The organism is Lentisphaera profundi (assembly GCF_028728065.1).
Lineage (GTDB): Bacteria > Verrucomicrobiota > Lentisphaeria > Lentisphaerales > Lentisphaeraceae > Lentisphaera > Lentisphaera profundi.
Map to the genome: position 1 here is coordinate 242,433 of NZ_CP117811.1, position 22,465 is coordinate 264,897.

General features: G+C 39.7%; 11 protein-coding genes. 10 read left to right on the forward strand and 1 reads right to left on the reverse strand.

Translation table 11 applies throughout. The features are described from left to right. The first annotated feature begins 1 nt into the window (after position 1). From PQO03_RS00920 to PQO03_RS00965, 10 genes are all read left to right on the forward strand, one after another. The gene (locus tag PQO03_RS00920) at positions 2-3,061 is read left to right on the forward strand and encodes an alpha-L-fucosidase (protein ID WP_274150592.1); all 3,060 of its coding nucleotides are present in this window, start codon (positions 2-4) and stop codon (positions 3,059-3,061) included. Between the two features lie 697 nt (positions 3,062-3,758). After that, positions 3,759-4,772 (forward strand): AAA family ATPase, encoded by a 1,014-nt coding sequence (locus tag PQO03_RS00925; RefSeq protein WP_274150593.1) that lies wholly within the window; start codon positions 3,759-3,761, stop codon positions 4,770-4,772. 3 nt (positions 4,773-4,775) lie between these two features. Continuing rightward, positions 4,776-5,675 (forward strand): DUF58 domain-containing protein, encoded by a 900-nt coding sequence (locus PQO03_RS00930; protein WP_274150594.1) that lies wholly within the window; start codon positions 4,776-4,778, stop codon positions 5,673-5,675. A 3-nt stretch (positions 5,676-5,678) separates the two neighbouring features. Then, positions 5,679-7,796 (forward strand): BatA domain-containing protein, encoded by a 2,118-nt coding sequence (locus tag PQO03_RS00935; RefSeq protein ID WP_274150595.1) that lies wholly within the window; start codon positions 5,679-5,681, stop codon positions 7,794-7,796. Beyond that, positions 7,793-10,111, forward strand: a complete 2,319-nt coding sequence (locus PQO03_RS00940; protein WP_274150596.1) for a hypothetical protein — start codon at positions 7,793-7,795, stop codon at positions 10,109-10,111. The genes PQO03_RS00935 and PQO03_RS00940 overlap by 4 nt, the downstream gene beginning before the upstream one ends. Beyond that, positions 10,108-11,721 (forward strand): DUF4175 family protein, encoded by a 1,614-nt coding sequence (locus tag PQO03_RS00945; RefSeq protein ID WP_274150597.1) that lies wholly within the window; start codon positions 10,108-10,110, stop codon positions 11,719-11,721. Before PQO03_RS00940 ends, PQO03_RS00945 begins: the two co-directional genes overlap by 4 nt. After that, positions 11,721-13,502, forward strand: a complete 1,782-nt coding sequence (locus PQO03_RS00950; protein WP_274150598.1) for a hypothetical protein — start codon at positions 11,721-11,723, stop codon at positions 13,500-13,502. Before PQO03_RS00945 ends, PQO03_RS00950 begins: the two co-directional genes overlap by 1 nt. After that, positions 13,499-14,491: a prenyltransferase/squalene oxidase repeat-containing protein gene (locus PQO03_RS00955; RefSeq protein WP_274150599.1), complete on the forward strand. Its 993-nt coding sequence runs from the start codon at positions 13,499-13,501 to the stop codon at positions 14,489-14,491. Before PQO03_RS00950 ends, PQO03_RS00955 begins: the two co-directional genes overlap by 4 nt. A 4-nt stretch (positions 14,492-14,495) precedes the next feature. Beyond that, the gene (locus PQO03_RS00960) at positions 14,496-15,578 is read left to right on the forward strand and encodes a hypothetical protein (protein ID WP_274150600.1); all 1,083 of its coding nucleotides are present in this window, start codon (positions 14,496-14,498) and stop codon (positions 15,576-15,578) included. After that, entirely contained in the window at positions 15,579-21,668 is a 6,090-nt protein-coding gene (locus tag PQO03_RS00965; RefSeq protein WP_274150601.1) for a PQQ-binding-like beta-propeller repeat protein, read from the forward strand. It begins immediately after the preceding gene. 43 nt (positions 21,669-21,711) lie between these two features. Here the strand turns inward: PQO03_RS00965 and PQO03_RS00970 are convergent, their stop codons facing one another. Next, entirely contained in the window at positions 21,712-22,455 is a 744-nt protein-coding gene (locus tag PQO03_RS00970; RefSeq protein WP_274150602.1) for a type II secretion system protein, read from the reverse strand. Positions 22,456-22,465 lie beyond the last annotated feature (10 nt).

Sequence of the window (22,465 nt, forward strand, 5' to 3'; positions counted from 1 at the left end):
AATGAATATTAAAAAATCTATCTATAGCTTTGGACTTATGGCGGCGAGCCTCAGTTCTTGGGCATTAGAATCCCCCAATATACTTTTTGTGATGGCAGATGATCACACGACCCAAGGCATTGGTGCTTATGGAGGTCGTTTAGCGCAATTTAATATAAGTCCGACAATTGATACGCTGGCGAAAGAAGGAGCCTTATTGAGCAATACTTTTTGTACCAATGCCATTTGTACTCCGAGTCGTGCGAGCATAATGACGGGTCAATATAGCGCGGTCAATGGGGCGCCGATTTTAGCCGATCCACTGCCAGTTGAAAAACAGTATTTAGCCCATGAAATGAAAAAAGCGGGTTATAGCACTGCGGTAATAGGGAAATGGCATCTGCATGATCGTCCTGACGCCTTTGATTATTATAAAGTTCTGAAGGGGCAGGGAAAATACTTTAACCCAACTTTTTTTGAGAAGGGGAAAAAATCCATGGTGAAAATGGAGGGGCATAGTTCCGATTGTATCACTGACTCAGTTTTGGATTATTTGGGTAAGCGCGATAAGACCAAGCCCTTCTTCTTGAAGTACCACTTCAAAGCGCCTCACGATATGTTCGAAAATGCTCCGCGTTATGATTCTTACCTCGAGGATGTGACCATTCCTGAACCCGCAAGCATGTGGGAGCAGGGGAATCATGGCTCTATTGCTACGAGAGGTATAAATGATGACTTGCGCGACAAGATTGGAACCTCAGTGGGCAAACGCAATCCACGCCGTAATATGGGCCTTGATTTGGCTAAAGCCTTTCCCGATGAAGCCATTAGTCAGGATCTTTCTGATAAGGAATATAAAAAGCAGGCTTACCAGAAGTATATCAAAAAATATTTGCGCTGTGTGAAAGGCGTCGATGATAACTTGAAACGTGTCATTGATTACCTCAAGGCTGAAGGGCTCTATGATAATACCGTGATTATCTATACTGGTGACCAAGGCTTTATGCTTGGTGAGCACGATTATATCGATAAACGCTGGGCCTATGAAGAAACCATGCGCATGCCTTTTATTATTCGTTACCCTAAGAGTATCAAAGCAGGTTTGAAACTTGACGCTATTACTGAGAACGTGGATTTTGCGCCGACAATGTTAGATTTTGCGGGAGTCGCAACACCTAACTATATGCAGGGACGCAGTTTTAAAGATGAGCTTGAAACGGGTAAAGAAAATAGCACGAGTAAAACCGCCGCTTATTATCATTACTGGATGAATATGTTCCACCACGATAACCCTGCACATATAGCGATTCGCACAAAGACTCATAAACTAATTATGTTTTACGGATCATCATGGGCCAATGAACCGAGTACTCCGCCTGCCTGGGAACTCTATGACTTAGTTAATGATCCAAAGGAAATGAATAATGTTTACGATAAGCCAGAAAATGAGCTTCTCGTGAAAGAACTGAAAGTCCAGCTCAAGCAATTGCGTGCCGATTACAAAGAAGATGATAAAAAATTCCCCTTTAATGAAATTATTGAAGATTACTGGGATTATGATGAAGAAGACCGTCAAAAAGCGATTGCGATTGCAAAAGCGATGGCGGCTGAGCCAATGAAAAAACGCTATACTGCTGATTGGGAATCCTTAGATTCACGTCCCGTTCCGGCTTGGTATAATAAAGCGAAGTTTGGTATCTTCATTCACTGGGGACTTTATTCGGTGCCGTCTTTTGCTCCGCATGGAACTTATGCTGAATGGTACTGGAATGCACTCAAAGTGAAACCCGTCGGACAGAAAGAAATTAAGATGTCTCGCCATTTGAAAGTGAATGAATTTCATAATCGCGTCTACGGAGAAGATTTTGACTACGAAGATTTTCGTGATAAATTCACCTGTGAAATGTTTGATCCAAATCAATGGGCCGATATCTTTAAGAAATCCGGTGCTAAGTATGTAGTTTTAACTGCCAAACATCATGATGGTTATACCCTTTGGCCCAATAAAGAAGCGAGTAAATCTTTTGGCATGCCCTGGAATTCAGTTGACTCGGGTCCGGGTCGCGATCTCTGCCAGGAACTTGGTGATGCGGTACGTTCTGCGGGCGGAATGAAAATGGGCTTATACTACTCAATCTGGGATTGGTTCAACCCTTATGACGATCGCATTGACCTCAAAAAGAAAGCCAAAAATATTGATATGAAGAAGCATAATAAGTACGTGAAAGAAGTTATGTATCCTCAATTCCGTGAATTGGTGAGCAAGTATAAACCCGCACTCATTTTCTCTGATGGCGATTGGTGGGCAGATGATAATTACTGGCAGACAAAACCTTTGTTAGCGCAGCTTTTTAATGGCGCAATGAATCGCGATGAAGTGGTGATTAACGATCGTTGGGGTAAAGGACGCGGCAAGCATGGTGGCTACTTCACAACGGAATATGGTTCAGGTTTTGAAAATATTGATAAACCCTGGGAAGAAAATCGCGGTATGGGCCACTCATTTGGTTTTAATCGTAACGAGGATTACACGCAATATAATAGCACGCGTAAACTCGTCTTTATGTTAGTGGACCTCGTGAGTCGTGGGGGTAATCTCTTACTCAATATTGGTCCAACAGGTGATGGCCGTATTCCAGTTGTTATGCAAAATCGTTTGATTGACATGGGTAAATGGATGAATGTGAATGGTGAAGCCATCTACGATACCGTGGTATGGAAAAAAGCTTGTCAATGGAGCGAGGGCAATATTCCTCAATTCACCGCATCTGATTTCAAATCGGGTTTCCCCATCTTTGAAATGACCTTAGAACCCCAAGTAGGAAATGCTCATAAGCAACTCTATTTCACTAAGAAAGCTGATGTCATATACGGACTCCTTCCGGTATGGCCTGATAGCGGAAAAATTGAGATTCGTGATATTGAAGTGAGCGATGATTCACAAGTCACAATGCTCGGTGTAGAAGGTCAACTTCAATTTGTGAAAACCGCCAAGGGAATTGAAATTACTTTACCAAAACTCAATCCGACAAAACTTCCTTGTAAGGATATTTTTACACTGAAGATAACGCAAGCTAAGTAAGCGTCATTAACTAAGACAAAAAGCCTCGGCCAATGCCGGGGCTTTTTTGTTTTTCATCCGCCCGTGTGGCAGCACCTCCCCGCCGGAGTGAGGCGGTGTAAACCTCAAGCTTATTTAATGTTTTTCATCCGCCTGTGTGGCAGCACCTCCCCGCCGGAGTGAGGCGGAATACGTCCCTTTATTTTACCGCAGAGTAGGGACTCGGTCCCCCTCCCTGCAAGTCCGGTTGCCACCGGGGGCAGAAGAAAAGCTAAACACCTTGAGAGGCAATAAAATATTTACCGCAGAGTAGGGACTCCGTCCCCCTCCCAGCAAGTCCGGTTGCCACCGGGGGCAGAAGAAAAGCTAAACACCTTGAGAGGCAATAAAATAATTATAAATGACGAATAAAGTTTGTGAATAAGTCATTTAGCAAGTTTGAGTGCTGTTTGAGATATATGATGATTTACGAGAAGAGGTTTTCTTGACAATAAATGATTTATTAAATGAAGTGCTAGATCTCCTAGGGGTGAATCATTCAAATAATTTATTGAACTTGATCAAATTAATAGTCTTGGAGTCGTGAGTGAATTGTGGTTTTTTTATGAGTCTTATATAAGGATAATAAAAATAATTGTAAAAAAAGCAATTGCTAAAACAATATAAAGTAATCTAGTACGTTATTAGTGTAGTTTTTAATTTTAATTAAGGTTTAGGTATGAGTGAAGTTTTGACAAGCACAAGTAATGATATTGAATTAGTCGAAGAAATTGGTCATGCTTATGCGCGAATGAAAAAAGAGATTCATAAAAAGATTGTCGGCCAGGATGAAGTGGTGAATAATTTACTCGTTTCTATTTTTGCGGGTGGTCACGTTTTGCTCGTCGGCGTGCCAGGTCTAGCCAAAACGCTCTTAGTTACGTCACTCTGTGAGGCATTAGATCTAGATTTTAAACGGATTCAGTTTACCCCCGACCTTATGCCATCCGATATTGTGGGTACTGAGGTGATTCAAGATGATCCCGTGACTAAAGAACGAATGTTTAAATTTATGGCAGGCCCGATTTTTTCTAATATTATTCTTGCGGATGAGATCAACCGTACACCACCCAAGACTCAGGCAGCCTTACTTGAAGCAATGCAAGAGAAGCAGGTGTCTATAGGTGGAAAAGTTTATCCACTCGCAAAACCATTTTTTGTTATAGCAACTCAGAATCCGATTGATCAAGAGGGAACTTACCCCTTGCCTGAAGCTCAGCAGGACCGCTTCTTATTTAATCTCTTTGTGGATTATCCCGAAGATGAAGAAGAGATGGAAATTGTACGCATGGTGACATCCGGAACTTTTGAAGAGATTGAATCGGCAATCAGTGGCGAAGATATTTTGCGCTATCAGCAAATCATCAAAAAGGCCCCAGTAGCGGAACACGTTTTGCGTTATGCCATTAATTTAGTGAGAGCCACGCGTCATACTAAGCCTGAAGCCACTGATTTTGTACGTAAATGGATGGCTTTTGGTGCAGGACCACGTGCCTCACTTTCCTTAATTTCAGCAGCGAAATCCCGCGCTATTCTCAATGGTAATTACCATGTGTCCACCGAAGATGTAGCGGCAGTGGCGATTCCCGTTTTACGCCATCGAATTGCACCTAACTTTGCAGCTATGGCCGAGGGTATTAATTCCGTAGATATTATCAATCACCTTCTGGAAACGATTCCGCAGAACGCTTAATCGATGAAAGTACTAGCTAAATATTTAAACCCTCGGGTTATTTCTCGTGTGGGAGCCTACGGCATTGACCCCAAGGGCATTGTCGAAGGCAATATTGCGGGAGCCCATAAATCGCCTTTCCATGGATTTTCGGTGGAATTTGCCGGTCACCGTGAATATATGCCTGGGGATGACCCGAAGCATATTGACTGGAACGTCTACTACAAGCGAGATAAGTACTTTTGTAAGCAGTACGAAGCAGAAACCAACCTTATATCTCAAATTTTTCTCGATGCTTCTGAGTCGATGCGTTTTCAATCCGGAGACTTAAGTAAATTGGATTATGCGGCCTACTTAGCGGTTTCATTGACTTACCTGGTGACAAGTGCGAGAGATAGCGTCGGCATTGGAGTCTTTAATGACAAGATAGTGGATTATCTACCACCGAGTAATTCGATGCAGGCGGTTTATAAAATCAGTGAGCTGATTGAAAAACGTGAACCGGCCAAAAAAACAGCGATGGGAACGAGTCTGATGGATTTTGCTCAGCGCATTGGCAGGCGTCAAATCGTTGTGGTGATTTCTGATTGCCTACTGGAGCCAGATGAATTGAATGATGGCCTTTCCCGCTTGCGTTATGATCATCATGAATTGGTTCTTTTTCATGTGGCCGATCCCATGGAATTGGATTTTGACCTCAAGGGCATGGTAAAATTCAAGGGGATGGAGAATAAGGGTGATATCAAACTGGATGCGCAGCGTGTACGCAAAGCCTACAAGGAAAAGTTCAAAGCGCACAAAAGAAGCATTATGGAAGTCTGCGAAAAAAACCGCTGCGAGTACGTTCCTGCCAATACAGGACTTCCGTTAGAAGAACTTTTAATGTCGTACTTGAGTTCAAGAATGACTCATATAAATAGGTAGGCGATGACTTTTTTAAATCCATTTTTACTTTGGGGACTACCTTTAATATCTGTGCCGGTGATTATTCACCTCCTGCGCAAAAATAAAGTTATTGAGATTGAATGGGCCGCAATGGATTTTCTGATGGACGCCGTTCAGGAACAAAAAAAGCGTTTCAAAATGGAAGACCTACTCTTACTTCTCTTACGAACATTAGTCATTTTATTCATCATTCTCGCTTTGGCTCGTCCTATTATCAATAGCAGTATTGCTGGAGGAAGTTCAAGCAATTTAATTGCTCTGGATGATTCTTTATCAATGGCTACAAACGAAGGGGGGCGAAGTCGCTTTGCTCGTGGCTTGGAAGCGAGTGAAACTATCATTTCTAGTGTTAAGAGTCGAAATGCACTGATACTAGTTCGGTCGCAGCCACAGAATGTGATTGCCAACTTCACGCCAGATAGGGGCTTACTAAGTGAAACATTTAAACAGCTTAAACCAGCTTCTTATGATGGCGATACGCTTCAGAGCCTGAAGGCATGTGGTGATTTAATCGATAAACAGGCGGATACAAAACCGGTACTTTACTTCATTTCTGATTTTCAGCAGAGTGATTGGTTAAACGCTCAGAGTTCGATTAATGAAGAACTCCAAATTTTAAAGGACAAAGCGGAAGTGGTTTTTATTCATGTGGGAGATGAGAATCAAGAAAATAGATCTATTACGGAAATTAAAACCTTACAAGACGCGGCGAAAATTGGCCAAGAAGCGTGGTTTGCGGTGAAGGTGAAAAATCATGGTGCAGAAGATGCCTCAGATCTAGAAGTTAAATTTTTCCTGGATGATGACTTACGTGAAAGTCGCATGGCATCAGTCCCCGCGGGTCAAACATTAGACTTGATATTCAAAGTAGAAATAGAGGAAGAGGGCTATCATGCTGCCCTTGCAGAAATTTCTGCAGATAGCAACCTCGCAGATAATCGAGCTTACACACATTTTGAAGCGATTGAGCAGAAGAAAGTCTTGATTGTGCAAAACTTTAAGCCAAGCAATGCTTATGAAAAACGGAGTTTATTTTTTGATTTTGCCCTTAATCCTTTTGCCAATGCCTCGGCCTCGGATAAAGCCTTATATAAATTTTCGTGGCAGGATCTAGCAATACTGGAAACGGCAGAACTCAGTGAATATGCTTTCGTCATTTTAGATAATGTTCAGGCATTTACCTCTTCAGAAATGGATGCAGTGGAACAGTACATCGCCAGTGGTGGAGGCTTATTGATTAACCTGGGGCCAGATAGCGATATAGAAAATTTTAATCAAAGTTTTGTGGATAGTGAAATTATAAGTGAAGCCCTTTTTGATGAAAGATTTGAAATGAAAAAAGATGGCGATTTTCTCAATACTCGAATTAGTAATAGCACTAGTCAGCTATGGAGTTTTACCTCTAAAGCCGAAGATTTAGAATCTTTTCGAGTGAAAAAAACTTATGGATTCAAAAAAGAAGATGGTAGTCTGATGCGCTCTTATATGGATCTAAAAAATGAGCGAGGGATTTTTAGTATCATGTCATCCTTTGATTATAAACAGGGCAAGATCTTTGTATTTGGGAGCGGGTTTTCACTTGATTGGAATAATTTTGCGACTCGTCCCAATTTCCTTCCCTTGAGTCGTCAATTGAGTCGTGAACTATTAAGAAAAGAAGATAAAAATGAGTCTTTCAAAGTTGGTCAAGCCTATGTCGTTCAAGTAGATGATGACAAAAGCCGTTCAAGTTATGAACTTCAAAAACCGACTGGAGATAAGCAGAATTATAATGTAGAAATTCGCAAAGATCTCTCCTACTTAAATATACCTCAGCTCAATAATGTGGGCATCTATAAAATACAGGAAAGTGGAGAAAGTACTTTTAAGTTGATCTCGGTAAACTCAAAGGAAAAAGAGAGCCAAATTCAGTGCATGAGTATTGAACAAATACAAGAGAATTTTCCCGAAGTAAAAATTATTGCAGGCTCCGATTTCCTTGCCAGTACTTCAAGTTCAGGTGGCGCGAGCCTCGCAAGTTTGTTCATCATCTTGGCAGGGATTTGTTACTTGGCGGAAAATATTTTAGCGATGATGATAAGTCGTAGGGCTTCAGCATGAAAGACTTTCTAAAAATATTTTACGGCAATGAAAATACCGAAAAAATTAATAGCTATGATTTTTCTTTATCCTCGTTAATGCCGGTATGGTTATTTCTCTTATTGGCGATTTTGATTGCGCTGTATGCCTTTTGGTCCTATAGCCAAGAAAGTTCAGAAATGAATAAGAAATTAAAAGTGATGCTCGTGAGCTTACGCTTTTTCATTGCACTCATTATTTTGCTTATGTTTATGCAGCCACAGATCAGTATGGATACGGAAGAATCGAGCCGTACGGTCTTGCCAATTTTGATCGATGTATCCAGTAGTATGGGTATCGTGGAAAGTAAAAGTAGCGCGGAATATTTAAAGGATATGGCGCTGATTTGCGGACTCAGTGAAAATGAAATCAAAAGTAAAACTCGTATTCAACTTGTTCAGGCAATGCTCAATAATAAAGATTTGGATATGTTGAATAAACTTGACGAAAAATATAGCTTGCGTCTTTTTGCTTTTGACCAAGATGCGCGTCAATTAAAGATGGGAGATGAACTTATTGAGCTGCCAAAAGCGGAAGGGGAAGCGACGTCTTTGAGTTCGGCGATCACTTACGTGGAGCAGAGTTTGAGGGGGCTCCCAATTGCCGATATGATTATTTTTACTGATGGCATTCACAACAAAGGTAATTCGGCATTGGATTTAAGTGCTGAGCTCAATAATAAAGATATTCGAATTTTTCCCGTGGGTATAGGGATGCCTGAAAATGTCGATGTCAGTATCCAGTCAATTAATATGGAAGACTTGCTTTTTATTGACGATGAAGTTGAAGTCAAAGTGAATTTTAGCGCCAGTGGAATAGAAGATAGCTCGCTTCGTGTGCGACTCAAAATGGGGACTAAGCTCATGGCTGAGAAAAATGTACGCTTTAGCAATGGCTCATTTAGTGAAAGCTTTGTGATTAAAGCTGAAAAAAAGGGCGATTATCAATTTAGCGTAGAAGTCGATCAGTACCCCGATGAATTTTTCTCTGAAAACAACCAGCTTAAAAAACAAGTTAAAGTAATTGATAGTGAAATTCGCGTACTTTTAGCGCTCCAAAACCCCAGCTGGGAATACCGTTACCTGAAGGGAATGTTGGATAGTGATAAACGTTTTAAGACGAAAGTATTTATCCGCACGGGGGATCGGAGCCGAACCGAAAGTGATGAGCAGTTCCTAGCGAGTTTTCCTTTGGATAAATTAGATGAGGTCGATATCATTATTCTCAACAATCTTGAAAGGGATTACTTTAGCTTTGAGGATATGAATTTACTTCAGGATTTTGTTTCAAAGCAGGGGGGATCCCTGGTAATGATTAGTTCCCCTACGGGAACACCAGCTTCTTATGTGGGAACTCCCATAGAAGAAATGTTACCAGTGACAATCAAGGCCATAGAGGAACAAGCGGAAGCTAATAAGATACGAAGAGCTCGCCCCTTTAAATTAGATCTGACCGCGGAGGGCAGAGAGAGCATTATTACCCGCCTCGTTCCCGAAGAGCAAGAAAATGTGAAGACTTGGAAGAAATTACCTGACCAGTACTGGTTTTATCCAGGCATCCGCCGTTTGAAACCCGGTGCAACGGCACTCGTGGAGCACGGCAGTATAAAGAATGAATACGGACCGATCCCCTTGATGTCCTATCATAGATTTGGTGATGGACAGGTGTTATTTCTCGGATTCAATTCTGTATGGCGCTGGCGTTATAAAGTGGGATCACTTTACACGGATCGCTTTTGGTCACAAACGATTCATCATATGGGCTTAAATCACCTTTTAGGTAGTAGCAAGGGAGTGAGGATTCAAACGCTCAAACGCGATTATTCGGCAGGTGAAAAAATTGAGATTAGTGCAAAAGTTTTATCGAGTGCACTGCGTACAGGCAATGAAAAATCAATAGATGTATTAGCGGTTGAAAAAAGCAGTGGCGAAGAAAAGAATTTTCGTTTAGCAGGACGAAGTGAAGGCCTTTATAGCGGTCACATTGTCTTAGCACCTGGAGCATGGGATATACAGATTGATGATGAGAAGCATCGTTTAAATATTAGTAAATCACGCTTAGAATTCGAACAAATTTCGATGGATAAAAGTGGGCTTAGCAAATTGGCAGAATTGACAAAAGGTAAATTTATTGAAGTCAAAGAACTGATGCAGGTTCCCGATTTAATGATAGAAAAACCTCGCACACGCAGGGCGGTAATCGAATCGAGCTTATGGGATAATTGGCTATTCCTCCTATTGATAAGTGTTTTGACTGCAAGTGAATGGTTATTGCGTAAGAAGGAGAATTTACCATGAGTAACGAACTTACAGAACTTAGAGCCGAGTTTCGGCGCGTAGCGAATGAGCTCAAACGCATGGCACTTATGATCGCAAGTGCGGATCTAGCTTCCTTATTAATCTTTGCCTTAATCAGTTTTTTTGTACTCGATTATTTGGGCCATTTCCCCTTTTTCATGCGATTGGTGATAATGCTGGGGATTCTTGTCTCGCTAATTTATTATTTTAAAAGAAAACATCTTCAGAATTGTGTTCGTACATATAGTGAAGAAGAAGCGTCTTTAATAGTAGAAAAACATTTTCCAGAATTCCGGAGTCGGGCGATTTCTACTTTGCAATTTAGCCAAGGAGAAATGGGTAAACAAGTCTCGCCACAATTAGTGCAAGGGATGATGGGGCAAACTTTTGCGATGTCGACAGGCTTGAGATTTAGTGACGCAATCGATAAAACTTTTTTTAAAAAGAATATAAAAAAGTTATTTATTGCCATGGCTCTACTCATGGCCACAATAATACTGGCGCCTAATGCTTTTGGTGTTTTTTGTCAGCGTTTGATTACTCAGGTCAAATATCCAACAAAGACAAAATTCGTAGAAATTAACTATCCTGATTATGTTATTGAGGGGGAAATTTTTTCAGTGGAGATCCTAGTTGAAGGTGAAATTCCACCTGGTGGTACACTGATCCTAGAGAACGAGGGTGATGACGTCAATTATGAATTAGAAAAAGGTGACAAAGCCGGGGTTTTCCAATGTGAAATACCCTCTGTACTCAATCCGATTAAGTTCCTCTACAAATTAGGAGACTACAAGAGTGAGATTCACTCAGTCTCCCTTCACAAACGTCCAAGGATTGCAGACTTAAAAGTGCATGTCGAGCCTCCCGCGTATACGGGTTTAACTGCTTATACAGAAAATTCTGGAAATCTGCAAGTCCCCCAAGGATCAAAAATAAGTTTCGAGTTTAAGTCAAGCAAAAATATTGAATATCTAAAATTGACCAGGCGAGATGAATCAGCCATGGTCTTTACTGGACAAGGAACATCGTGGACTATGGAAACAGTAGCCAACTCTAGCTTAACTTACAGTTTCAAAATGTTGGATGAATTGGGTTTGGAGAGTGTAAAATTGCCTCAGTTTCGGCTCAAGGTTAAAGTCGATCAAAAAGCTGTGATTCGCTTAATTGAACCCCAAACAATCTACGAACTTTCACCCTTAAGTAAAATGCGTATCGAAGCTCAGGTAGATGATGATTATGGTCTAGAAAAAATCGTAGTGCAGTACAAAATATCAGAAAATAGTGACTTTGCCGATGAACTTCAGACTTGGGAAGAATGGGGCTCAGTCACTGATATAGAAAATAATTCATATTTACTCAAGAAACTATGGGATAATAAAAAGCTAGAACTAAAGAAGGGACAGAGTCTGAGTATTCGACTGATGGCACTAGACAATTCACCCAAGAAACACGAAAGTTATTCAGATGAATTGACTATTCCGATTATTTCAGTGAGAGAACTCAAAGCGCGACTCGCAGGAGATTTTTTAAATACCATTGAGCCAGTTGAAGATATTCTTCTTAAACTCAATGACGTTAAACGTAAAACTGATCGACTAGGGGAAAAATGATGAAGACTGAATTTTTGTTGATACTTTGTATTTTGTTATCTGCGATTACTTTTGCGGATGACGCAAAAATCAGAGAATTACGTCAGCAGACGGCGAATACACGCCAACTCAAGCGCAGCACGATGAATGTAAAGAAAAATTTACTTGAAGTGAGAGAACGCATGCTGATGTCGGGTGTCATTGATGAATCGATGATTGATGTAGTGGACATAGTTCTTTTAGAAGCGGATAAGGCCGGCACAGACGCGTTGCAGGCGGCGATAAAAAATTTGGTCCTTGCGGGAGATGATAGCAAGCAAAAAGAAAAATATTTAGAAGCTGCTTCGAGTGAGCAAAAGCGGGCGATTAATGCCTTTGAAGAAATGCTCGAAAATGCCATTGAGCAAGCGCAAAAAGAAAAAGCGCAAGCCAAAGTTAATGAACTCATTGAGCAGGTCGAAGAGCTGAATAAAGAGACTAAAAAAGGTGAGCATCGCGATTTAGATGAAAGCGAGCTACAAAAATTAGCCGATAAGCAAAAGCAAGTGAGTGATAAAGCTCAGCAACTGGAGAAATATTTAGAAAAACTCGAACAAGCAGATAAAGATAAAATTGAGAAAATCGAGGAAGAAGATCAGGGGCAAAAAATTCTTGATGAAAAAGAAGCTCTTGAAAAAGCCTCGAAAAAAGGTCAAGAAAAGCAAGACTCTACGGGTGAGGATAGCAAAAATGACTCAGAGAAAAACTCAGAGAAAAACTCAGAGAAAAACTCAGAGGGAAATAAAGATGAGGCCAAAGATACTAAGGGAGGAGAACAGGCTAAAGATCCTAAGGGAGTAGAACAGGCTAAAAATGACTTAAGCAAAGATGCCGTGGAAGCCCTCGCGGAACAATCGGATGAAATTGCCGAGCACTTGGAAGATGGGAATATTGCGGAAGCAGCAAAGCAACAATCAGATTTATTAGAGAAATTAAAGAGCATGAGCGAAAAAAATAATGCTGAGTCGCCTGAATTAGAGGACTTGAATGCGGAACAGTTCTCGGGGGAAGATACCCAGCTCGAAGAATTAAAAGCATCAATAGAAGAACAAATTTCCCAATTAGAAGAATTAGAGGCGGAAGCGTTGGAGGGTCAGGATTTAGAAGACTCAGAAGCTTTTGAAGAAGCTCAAGCCAATCATCAAGAACTCAGTCAATCCGACAATAGTGAACTAAGTGAGGAACTGCAAGCGAGTCTTGAAGAAGCTGGAGAGAGCCTTGAACAAGGCAATATTGAAGAGGCCTTAGATAAATACGAAAAAGCAATGGAATTAGCCGAGAATCAAAAAGCAAAACAAAATGAGTCGGGACAAGAGCCTTCTGAAAAAAGCTCTGATGAAGGTGAGAAATCAGCTCAAGAAGGTGATGCACCAAGTGATAGTAGCGCTGAAAAACAAGCCGCAGGGGAAAAGAGTCAGGGAGGCAAGAGCCCTGGTAAGGGTCAAGGAGAAAAACAAGCTTCCTCCGAAGGAAAAAAATCAACTGGTGGACAACAAACACCCACGGCCCAAGGCGGTAAGCCACAAGCCTCTAATACACCCGGTCAAACAGCTATGCCTAGTGACAAAGCACGTGAGGGTGGCAAAGGATCATCTGAAATGTCTAATTCATTAGCCAAAGCAGACTATGCGAAGAAGAAAGCTTGGGAGAAAGAATTTGATCAATTCAAAGGGCAAAAAATGCAGGGGAAACTCCAGCAGGCACCAGAAAATTATAGAGAGCTAGTGAAACAATATTACGAAGCTATTGCGAGGCAGAAATGAAAAAAGTTTTTTTATGCTTACTATCCTTTGTTTTTTTTGGGAATGCCCAGGAAACAATCGTCCCCATCTCGGCTGATTTAAGTCAAAGTTTAAAGCGCGGCTTAAAGTACCTCTCCTCGGAACAGCGAGAAGATGGCGCATGGCAAGGAAGTCACGGTAAAAATGTGGGCGAAGTATCGCTGTGCTTAATGGCCTTTATGGCAATGGGTAATTTGCCCGGTGAAGGTGATTATGGTCACGTCGTTAATAAAGGTGTGGACTGGATAGTTAAACAAGCGAAACCCAATGGCTTGATTCAGTACTCGAATCAAGAAAAACAAGCCGCGGTGATGTACGGTCATGCTTTAGCGACGCTGATGCTCTCGGAAGCTTGGGGGCAAAGTCAAAACCCCAAAGTAGGCAAAGTTTTACGCAATGCAGTAAAGCTCATTTTAGAAGTTCAAGGTCCTAAAGGTGGATGGGGATATAAATCAATCCCTCATGATGGCGATACATCCGTCTGCGTAATGCAGGTTATAGCCCTTAAGTCTGCACAAGAAGCGGGAATATATGTTCCTCGAGCAACGATTCAAAAAGCCCTTTCACTTATTAAAACGCGCTACAATGAAGGAAGTAAAATGTATGGATATTCAAGTACAAATATCAGTAAAAATCACTATGGCTCAAGTGCTGCGGGAACCTGTATTATGTTTATTTGTGGAGTAAAAGAGACTAAGTATACGAGTGAAGCGGTTGAGTCCATATTAAAAATCATGAAAGATGATCCCAAAAAACAAAAAGTTGGCCATATCCCCTATTTCTTATATTATGGCTCCGTGGCCTCGTATTTTCAGGGTGGAGATAATTATCGTGAATGGGCTAAATTACTCGAGTCGTATTTGATTCGGGATCAGCGAAAAAGTGGTGAATGGGGAACGTATTACCAAACGGCTTTTTGTGTTCTTGCGGGTAGTCTACCTTATCAATACATACCCGTTTACCAAAAGTGATTCTATGAAATATCTGCTCCTACTTTTTTGCCTGCCAATGCTTTTATCAGCAGGCGAAATTCATTTAGTAAATGGTCGTTTAATACAGGGTGATTTACAATGGCATAAGAGTTTTGTAAAGCACGGGGATCAGAACTATGACCTCAAGAATTTACTGCGTGTGGATTTTGAGAAGCCACTTGTCGATAATGAAGGTGAGTACATCATTTTTAGTGATGGTTCAATGATTAAGGCACAAAGTCTCAAGCTTGATAATAAGATGGGTCATTTACTGATCAACTATCGTGAAACAGAACTGAAAGTTGATTTAGCGCAAGTGAGTGCGTTTTCCTTTCAAGGGGCTAAATATCCTCCGAAAAATACGCTTCCGGGCTTTCTAAATCTCAATGATTTTTACAATGCAGGGCAAGTATCTTATTTCACACGCTCAATGCTAGGACAGACGAAGCCACAAAAAAATCGTTATAAGAAATCGATGCTCAAATTTCTGTATCTAAAATCCTGGGAAAATAGTACGAAGGAGTTCAAAGTGTTTACGACTTCCCGAGAAATTATCTTTGCCAAAATAATTGAGGTCACGAATGAAAGCCTGAAATTAGATACGATTTTAGGCTCCGTTGAGTATCCCTTGGAAGAGATAAGTGCAATCGAAAATCTCAGTAAATTCAAAGCTTTAAATGCTGAGCAAATTAAAAATATTTCTTACACGCCATTTTTGACTCAGTGTAAAGAAATGACTTATGGCAATAGCTTCACGGGCTCTGCAGTAGAAGTGGGAGGCTTTGCTACTAAAGATTTTTGGTCAATTCATAGTCGTACAAACTTTGATTTAATGGTGCCTAAGGGGGGCCATGTATTTTCTACAATATTACAGTTGGACCCACTTGTGAAAAATGGTAATATCCAGTTTCTTATCCAACAAAATGGAAAAGAACTGATCAATGTGACAATGGCAGGAGGTAAAGAAAAAAAGATACGTATTCCAGTCAAAATGGGTATTATAAATATCGTAGTTGACTATGGCCAAGGAGGCTCTGCGGGAGATTTTTTATTAATGTGCAAGCCACGTTTTTTACTGGAGAAGTAAATGAGGTTATTTTATTTATTGATTTTACTGACTTGCGGTCTCGGTGCCCAAGATTGGAAAGAGAATTTAATTCAAGACTATCCTCAATTGTTGATGCAACTACCCGAATCAGTACGAGGAAACAACAAGCTCCAAGAAGAATTTGAAAAAGGAGTTCAGACTGCGGGACCCTTTAATGCGCCATGTTTTTATAGCAAAGGTAAATTACTAAGTAATAACAATAGTTTACAGGGAGCAGTCTTTAAAAATGGTTTGAACTTCAAAATAGATTTCCCCGTCATTCGTTACCGCTGTAAACTCGATAGTGCGACTGAAGTTCTTATTCGAACACGCCCTTACAAAAGCTACAAGATTTACTTGAATGGAGATTTATTAAGTCAAGATGAGAATAGTGGAGTTACTTACCGAGATAATGAGCTCAAAACAAATCCAAAACTTCAAAAGGGACTTAATGAAATTCTCCTTACTAGTACTTTAAAAGGACATCATTTTCCTGAGTTTAGTATGATTGACCTCAGTAGTGAAAGTGTAAAATCTACTGAAAATTACTTAAAGAAATTTGATGAAATAAATTTTGATAATACTGAAGATTGGCTCGGTATTCAACTCGCTTTACGCGAGAGTGATCATTATGAATCTCAGGTTCATGGGATTCTAGAAATATTAAAATTAGATCTCAAGAAATTCAAAAAAGGACAACTTAGGCATGCTTTTCATAAGGGTATTGACCCACATGTGATGGCACTCGTCTTCAGCAAAGTCGACAAAGTGAAGCTTGCTAAGTTCATTAATGAGCTCGCTTATCCCTACATAAAAAATTATTTCACGATTATGTGTATTGCGGGAAGAGGCAATGAAGTTGCTGATTTTTATGAGATTTATGTAAAAGAAAGAACGCCTTCAAGTAGTATGAGTTTTGCCAATAGTATGTATGATTCTGCGGAATTACTGATGATGCAAGGGGACTCAGAATCCGCCCATCGAATTTTCTCACTTTTTAATCAAACATCAATGAATAAAAATAAACCACAAAGGCGCAATATTGAGTTTGCCTTAATTGAGTCGAAAAGTGGAACATCTACACGGCCTCGTTTTAGCTCAGATCCTGAAGTTGATGTCTATGTAAAAGATTTAGATCGACTCTTAAATCAAAAGCCTAGTCGTGATATTTACGCTCAAGTTTACAAGATTTTACGTTCTCATCAAGGGAAACTTGTGACGCGTGAATTTTCTCAAGTGACAATAAAAAGTTATCTGCTCCTTAAGCTTCAGCAAAAACCTGAATTAATGAATCAATTTTCTCAATATATAAATGAGCGTTATTTAGCTCGAATTAATAAAGCTCTAGTAGATAAAGATTTTAAAATGTTACAGCTATATCTTCAAGAAACATCAGGTTTAGCGAATTTTGTTGCGGCAGAGAAGTTTTTAATGGAAGAGTTTTATAGTAGAGGAGAACTCTCTCGATCTTTAGCTTATGCAGGACGTTTACTTAAATCAGAAGAATACGGTCATGAAGCAGCTGCCTATATCTTAGTTATCGAATCCAAACTCAGTATTCCACAAAACTTACATTATAATATTCCCGCAGAGCTTCAGAGTAAAAAAGTCTGGGTAGCAGGACGTGAACAGTCAGTCTCTAATTTAATGGTAAAATATCGTTCAAAACTTAAATCAATTGGAGACCCAGGCAAGCTTTTATCAAAAATTCCTCTTGCGCCAAAAATCAAGATAAATGATGATGGTAGGACTTCTTCATATGATTGGGATAAATACTTTATTGCTCGTGAGTCTCGTCGCCTGATACATAGCCAAAGTAAATGGTTTTCTAGTAGTCCTTTGGGAACTCAAGTGAGTGATGATAAAGGGAAAAATCTCTGGAATAGTGATAGTAGTATTGAGGCGAGTTCTGTGAGGATTCAATCATCGCCACGTACTTTTAAGGGAACTTTGATCGATCAGTATTATTACAGTTTAGTTTATAATAAATCACTAGAGTCGTATGCCTTACAAAAACACGATAGTAGCGGAGAGCGTCAGTGGGATAGTAGTTTCATACAAAGTCATAATGAATGGGAGGTGTGCAGTATTCCCTTTTCAAAAATGGAGACAAACATAGTCTTATTAGTTGAAAGAGAACGGCAAGCAGCACCAGTATTTGCATTGGGTTTTATTGATTTAGCTAGCGGTGAATTGAGTTCTGTAGTAGCCCTTGCCAAAATACGAGATCCCTATCGAGAAGAAAGTCAATTTGATATCTTTAATAGCATAGTGCAGTTTGATAATTATTGTGAAGATCGTGAGTCAATTTATCTTTTTTCTGCCTCGGGAATAGTAGTTAAAATTAATGCTTTTGAACAGCGGATTGAGTGGCTAAGAGCCTATCCGCATAAATCATTTAATAAGCATGATGGCGATACCTTTGATTGGACTAATCAAGCCCGGACGGCCTCACCTTTTATTAAAGTTTACGATAAAAAAGTTATTCATTTTGATAATGCCTCCATGACTTGGTATGCACTTGATATCCAGAGTGGTCAGATATTATGGAAAAATGCCATTGATCTACCTACTTATATTCACTCCAGGCAGGGAGGGGGCTTAATTTTTTCTCACATGAATCGCCATGGACAACATACTCTGAAATCTCTTTCCTTAGCGACAGGACAAGTACTGTGGACTCTGCCCTTAGGCAATCTGAAAATTAGCGGAGAAGGAACCGTGAAGAATAATAAGCTTTATCTTCCTGCGAATCGTGGATTCATAAAAATAGATCTTAAAAATAGAAAAATATTAAGTCAAGAAACGCTAAATTTGACGATTGGAAGAATAGAACAAGCTAAGGGTGCTTTTTTACTGTATGCGCAAGAACATGCTTTCTTACTGGATAAAGAAGGTGACTTACCCACTCAATTAAATGATTTTCTTAAGCCTAGACAAATGAAAACTTTGAAGGCAGATGGAGCGGATTTATTATCCTTCTCTTATGATGGACATCTCCCAATATCACTTAATGATATGTACTTTAAGGAAAGGGCGAAAGTTCATACGACGACTAAAGATGCTTACAGTGTGATCGAGTATCAAACGGAGCTCATTTTACTTAAGGAAGCTTTTACTATTGATGGTGTGTATTCACCTTCACAAGTTATTTGGAATAAAAGTTTTAAGAATTTCCATATTCAAGGAAATCATATCGTAACTTACGATAAGACTAGCGTCGCTATTTTAGATTTATTGACGCTTGAGTCTAAGTTTTCGTATGAAATTAATCAGAGATCAAACTTAAATGTACAGATTAAATCAGTACGACTTAACAATAAAAAAATCTATGTGCTTTCATCCGATCGTCGCTTTCAGCTATTTGATCTTGCGAGTTCCAAACGGCTCAAGAATTTTTATCTTGAGGCAGATGATTTTGTCGTCGCAGCGGATAAAATCTTAAGTTTTTCTGCCAATCATTCGGTAAAAAATAAAGTCTATGAAATCAGTGACCAATTACAAGAAATTAAAACACTCAGCAAAAGCTATCACGCGGGATATGATTACCAAAGTAATTCATTTGGTATGGGATGGCTGAGTCATCAGCATCTTCATTTTTTTGATTTCCGCAATTTAAAAATGCACCAATTTGGCATGGGGCATAATCCTCATAGAGCCTGGAAACTTGGAGAAAAATTTGCGGCAGTCAATTTGGGTGAGCTCGTTGATCTAGAAACAGGTAAATTGAAAAAGTATAATTACTTGGCCTTGGGGAATAAAGGAGCAGTTTACCGTAAAGATAAAGATTCTTTTTATGTGTCTGATCGAGGTCACCAAAGGCTCGAGCGTTTCAATGAGGTGATAAACCTATTTGACGATGAGTTAAGTCCCAATAAAAACTTTAAAGGCTTATGTAGAGAAGTGGGAGATAAGCTTGTTTTATGCAACAACAAAATGCGCAATGTCTATAGTTTAAAATCGGGGGAATTGATCGCTCGTGATCCCATTACGGGTTCCGGTAGTGATCACCAAGTTTTGACTGATAGAAGTCTAGTTGTTGTTCATAAGGGCAAGGCTCAAATCTATAATTCACTAAAGATACCTTCCGTAAAAATAGCCTTTAATGAAAATAAAGTAGATCAACTTTTTTGGCGTAAAGTAACGAGAAATTTTTGGAATGGAACAGGCCCTTTTACTATTCCTGAGGTGGAATATAGGCTCAGTGATAATCCCAAAAAATTTCATTTGCAAGTACGTTTCAAAGGCCACGAAAACCTAATCAATGAATTGGCCGTCTCACTTAATAGTCATCGATTTGATGAGGGTTTTTATGGAGAGTTCACAGAAAAAGGTAAGAGTATTGCTCAAGTTATGGGGAGCTTCACGGAAAGTTTCAAACATTATTTTTCTGCTGATGGCTATGAATATATAGAGTGCGTTTTTGATAAGCCAGAACTGATGGCCAATGCTTACGAAGGAGTGATTAGTTTTGAACTCTCATTGTTAAGTCAGGGGAGTAAAGTGGGCTCACTACGCTTTGGGTCTGGCTATCAATCAGAATCTACAGTGCAATATATTAGCCAAGGACCTTTAGCTTTTAAATGTATGGATAAAAGTACTTACGAAAAACTGGAAAAACTTTATGAGCAAGCCAAAGTTATTTTAGCCGATGGAGAAACTTTATCTGCATATATCCGAGAGCGTAGAAATATCTATGGGATAAAAAATAACTTAAAATATTTAGAGTCTCTCTTAGAAAAACATGCTTCATCAGTACAGGCGCACAATATTCTCAGCGTTTTATTTTTGGAGTATCTGGCTCAAAATAGTTCTGAAACTTTATCGGATAAGGAGATTCGCAATGCTTATACCAGCTGTAAATCACTTGTGGATAAATTGAATATTGTGGATACAGAGCGTGCCTTAAGTCTTTTTATAATCGATTTCAAAAAACCTAGGAATCCTTATGTTTTACCACGAAAAATAAAATTATCAGGAAGAGGGCAGGCGACTTATGACTTAAGTGGTTCTTTGCAATTCAGTGCTGGTCCAGGGCGATTAACTGTGCCACTAGGGTTCTTTGGTGATCAGCTTCAACAATTAGAAAACATTAATTTTGAATCCAGTAGTAGATTTAAGGCGGCTTTAGGAAAAGCTGAACTATTTATTAATGGGAAATTCATTCCGCTAGTGGGACAAGAGGGCCAAGCTCAATCTGGGCTGAACGATAATTCGTGGAAAAATAATCATTATAGTTTTTTTGATTTCACAGGGGAAAATCGAGAGCTAAGTTGGTACCCCAAGCATGGTGATCGTTTAAGACTTAAAAAAATAATATTCAAAAAAATTAACGAAGATTATATTTGGGATGAGCAGTCACTGATGCTTAACCTAACTCTCAATCCTCTCAATCATTGGCGGGCAAAAAGTATGCTCGACGAATATATAAAACTTCGTGGAGTGAAGCAAAGCGAATTGTTATCAATTTGCTCAGATATTTTATCCAATGACGCTCAAAATCCATACTTATTAGAAGCCATTCTCGAGCAATATTCTAAATATATGGGAAAAGATTTAAACAATTTTCAAAAGCTTATGAGCAAGGCTCGAGTGGCCTTGAAATTGAGAAGAAATATCGCTTTAGATAATTTCGGAGAAACGACATGGTTAGAGCTAGGGCCCTTAAAGCAAAGTGATGATGAACAAGTTGAATTTGTAAGCCCTCCCGAAAATAGCTTCAGCAAAAAGACCTTTGAGCTTTCAGATGGGAGTTCAATATCTTATCAAGCCTATACTCCAGATAAAGAACGCTATGAAGGGATGGTTTATTTGCGCAAAGATTTCACTTCAGATTCTTCATCGAAAGCCTACCTGCATTTTAAGAGAGAGAAAAATAACAATAGCTATAATTCAGTGCGTATATGGTTAAACGGAAACATAGTGGAAGACACGGTGATCTATAAAAATAATTTTGATCCTCAGTATATAAAACTGCCTTTGCGAAAAGGGCGAAACTCAATTTTAATTAAATATACTTTTCAAGAAAATTCCGAATTGAAACTCAAGATCGGCGATATCTATGGTGGTGAGCTTTCTTATCTGAAATAGCTTTATTTTTTATAAAAGTAGGGTTTTCAGAGAAAGCAGTGAATCAACGCATGGAGTCCCACATGGTGTTAATTGTACTGCTATCATTCCAAGGGTCAAGACCACTGCCTGAGTAGGTGGCTACCTGAGAGATAGCCCTAACTGAACCATCGACAAAGATATGATTAAATTTAAAGTCTCCGTGACTCCAAGTTAAAGCACCACTCGTCGTTGACGATTGTAAGTCCATGACTCGAAAAACGCCATAACTTTTTCCTCCAAGAACATTTTTAGCTGTGTGGAATTCAGAAAACATAATGGTATCGGACGCATAATTGATTTGGGTGAATTTTTTACTCAAGCCAGATCCTTCTCCTATAGGTCCGCGTTTAGCAGCAGCGTTACCACCAATATTCCCCTGTATTCCACCATAGGAACGGTTGTGATTAGATGTCGTTACGTGGCTCTCATCAGTGGGGCACTCATAAAGTTTATAAGCTTCGGAAGTCTTAAATGCCTTGGCTTCATTTAAGCTAATTTCACGACCGTCATAGCCCATGCCTAAGTAGTCATCAAAGGAAATTCGTCGATCACTTGCTGTATAGTGTGCTGGAATATAAAACTCATTATCTCCAGAGTACATATAGACAGCAGTGGAGATTTGCTTTTCATTGTTCACGCATTGGGCGATTTTGGCTTTTAGTCTTGCTTTGCCGAGAGCGGGAAGCAGCAGGCTCATCAGAATAGCAAGGAGAGCTATTACCACTAACACTTCTATGAGAGTAAAGGATTTCATTTTATTTTTCATGGTGATGACC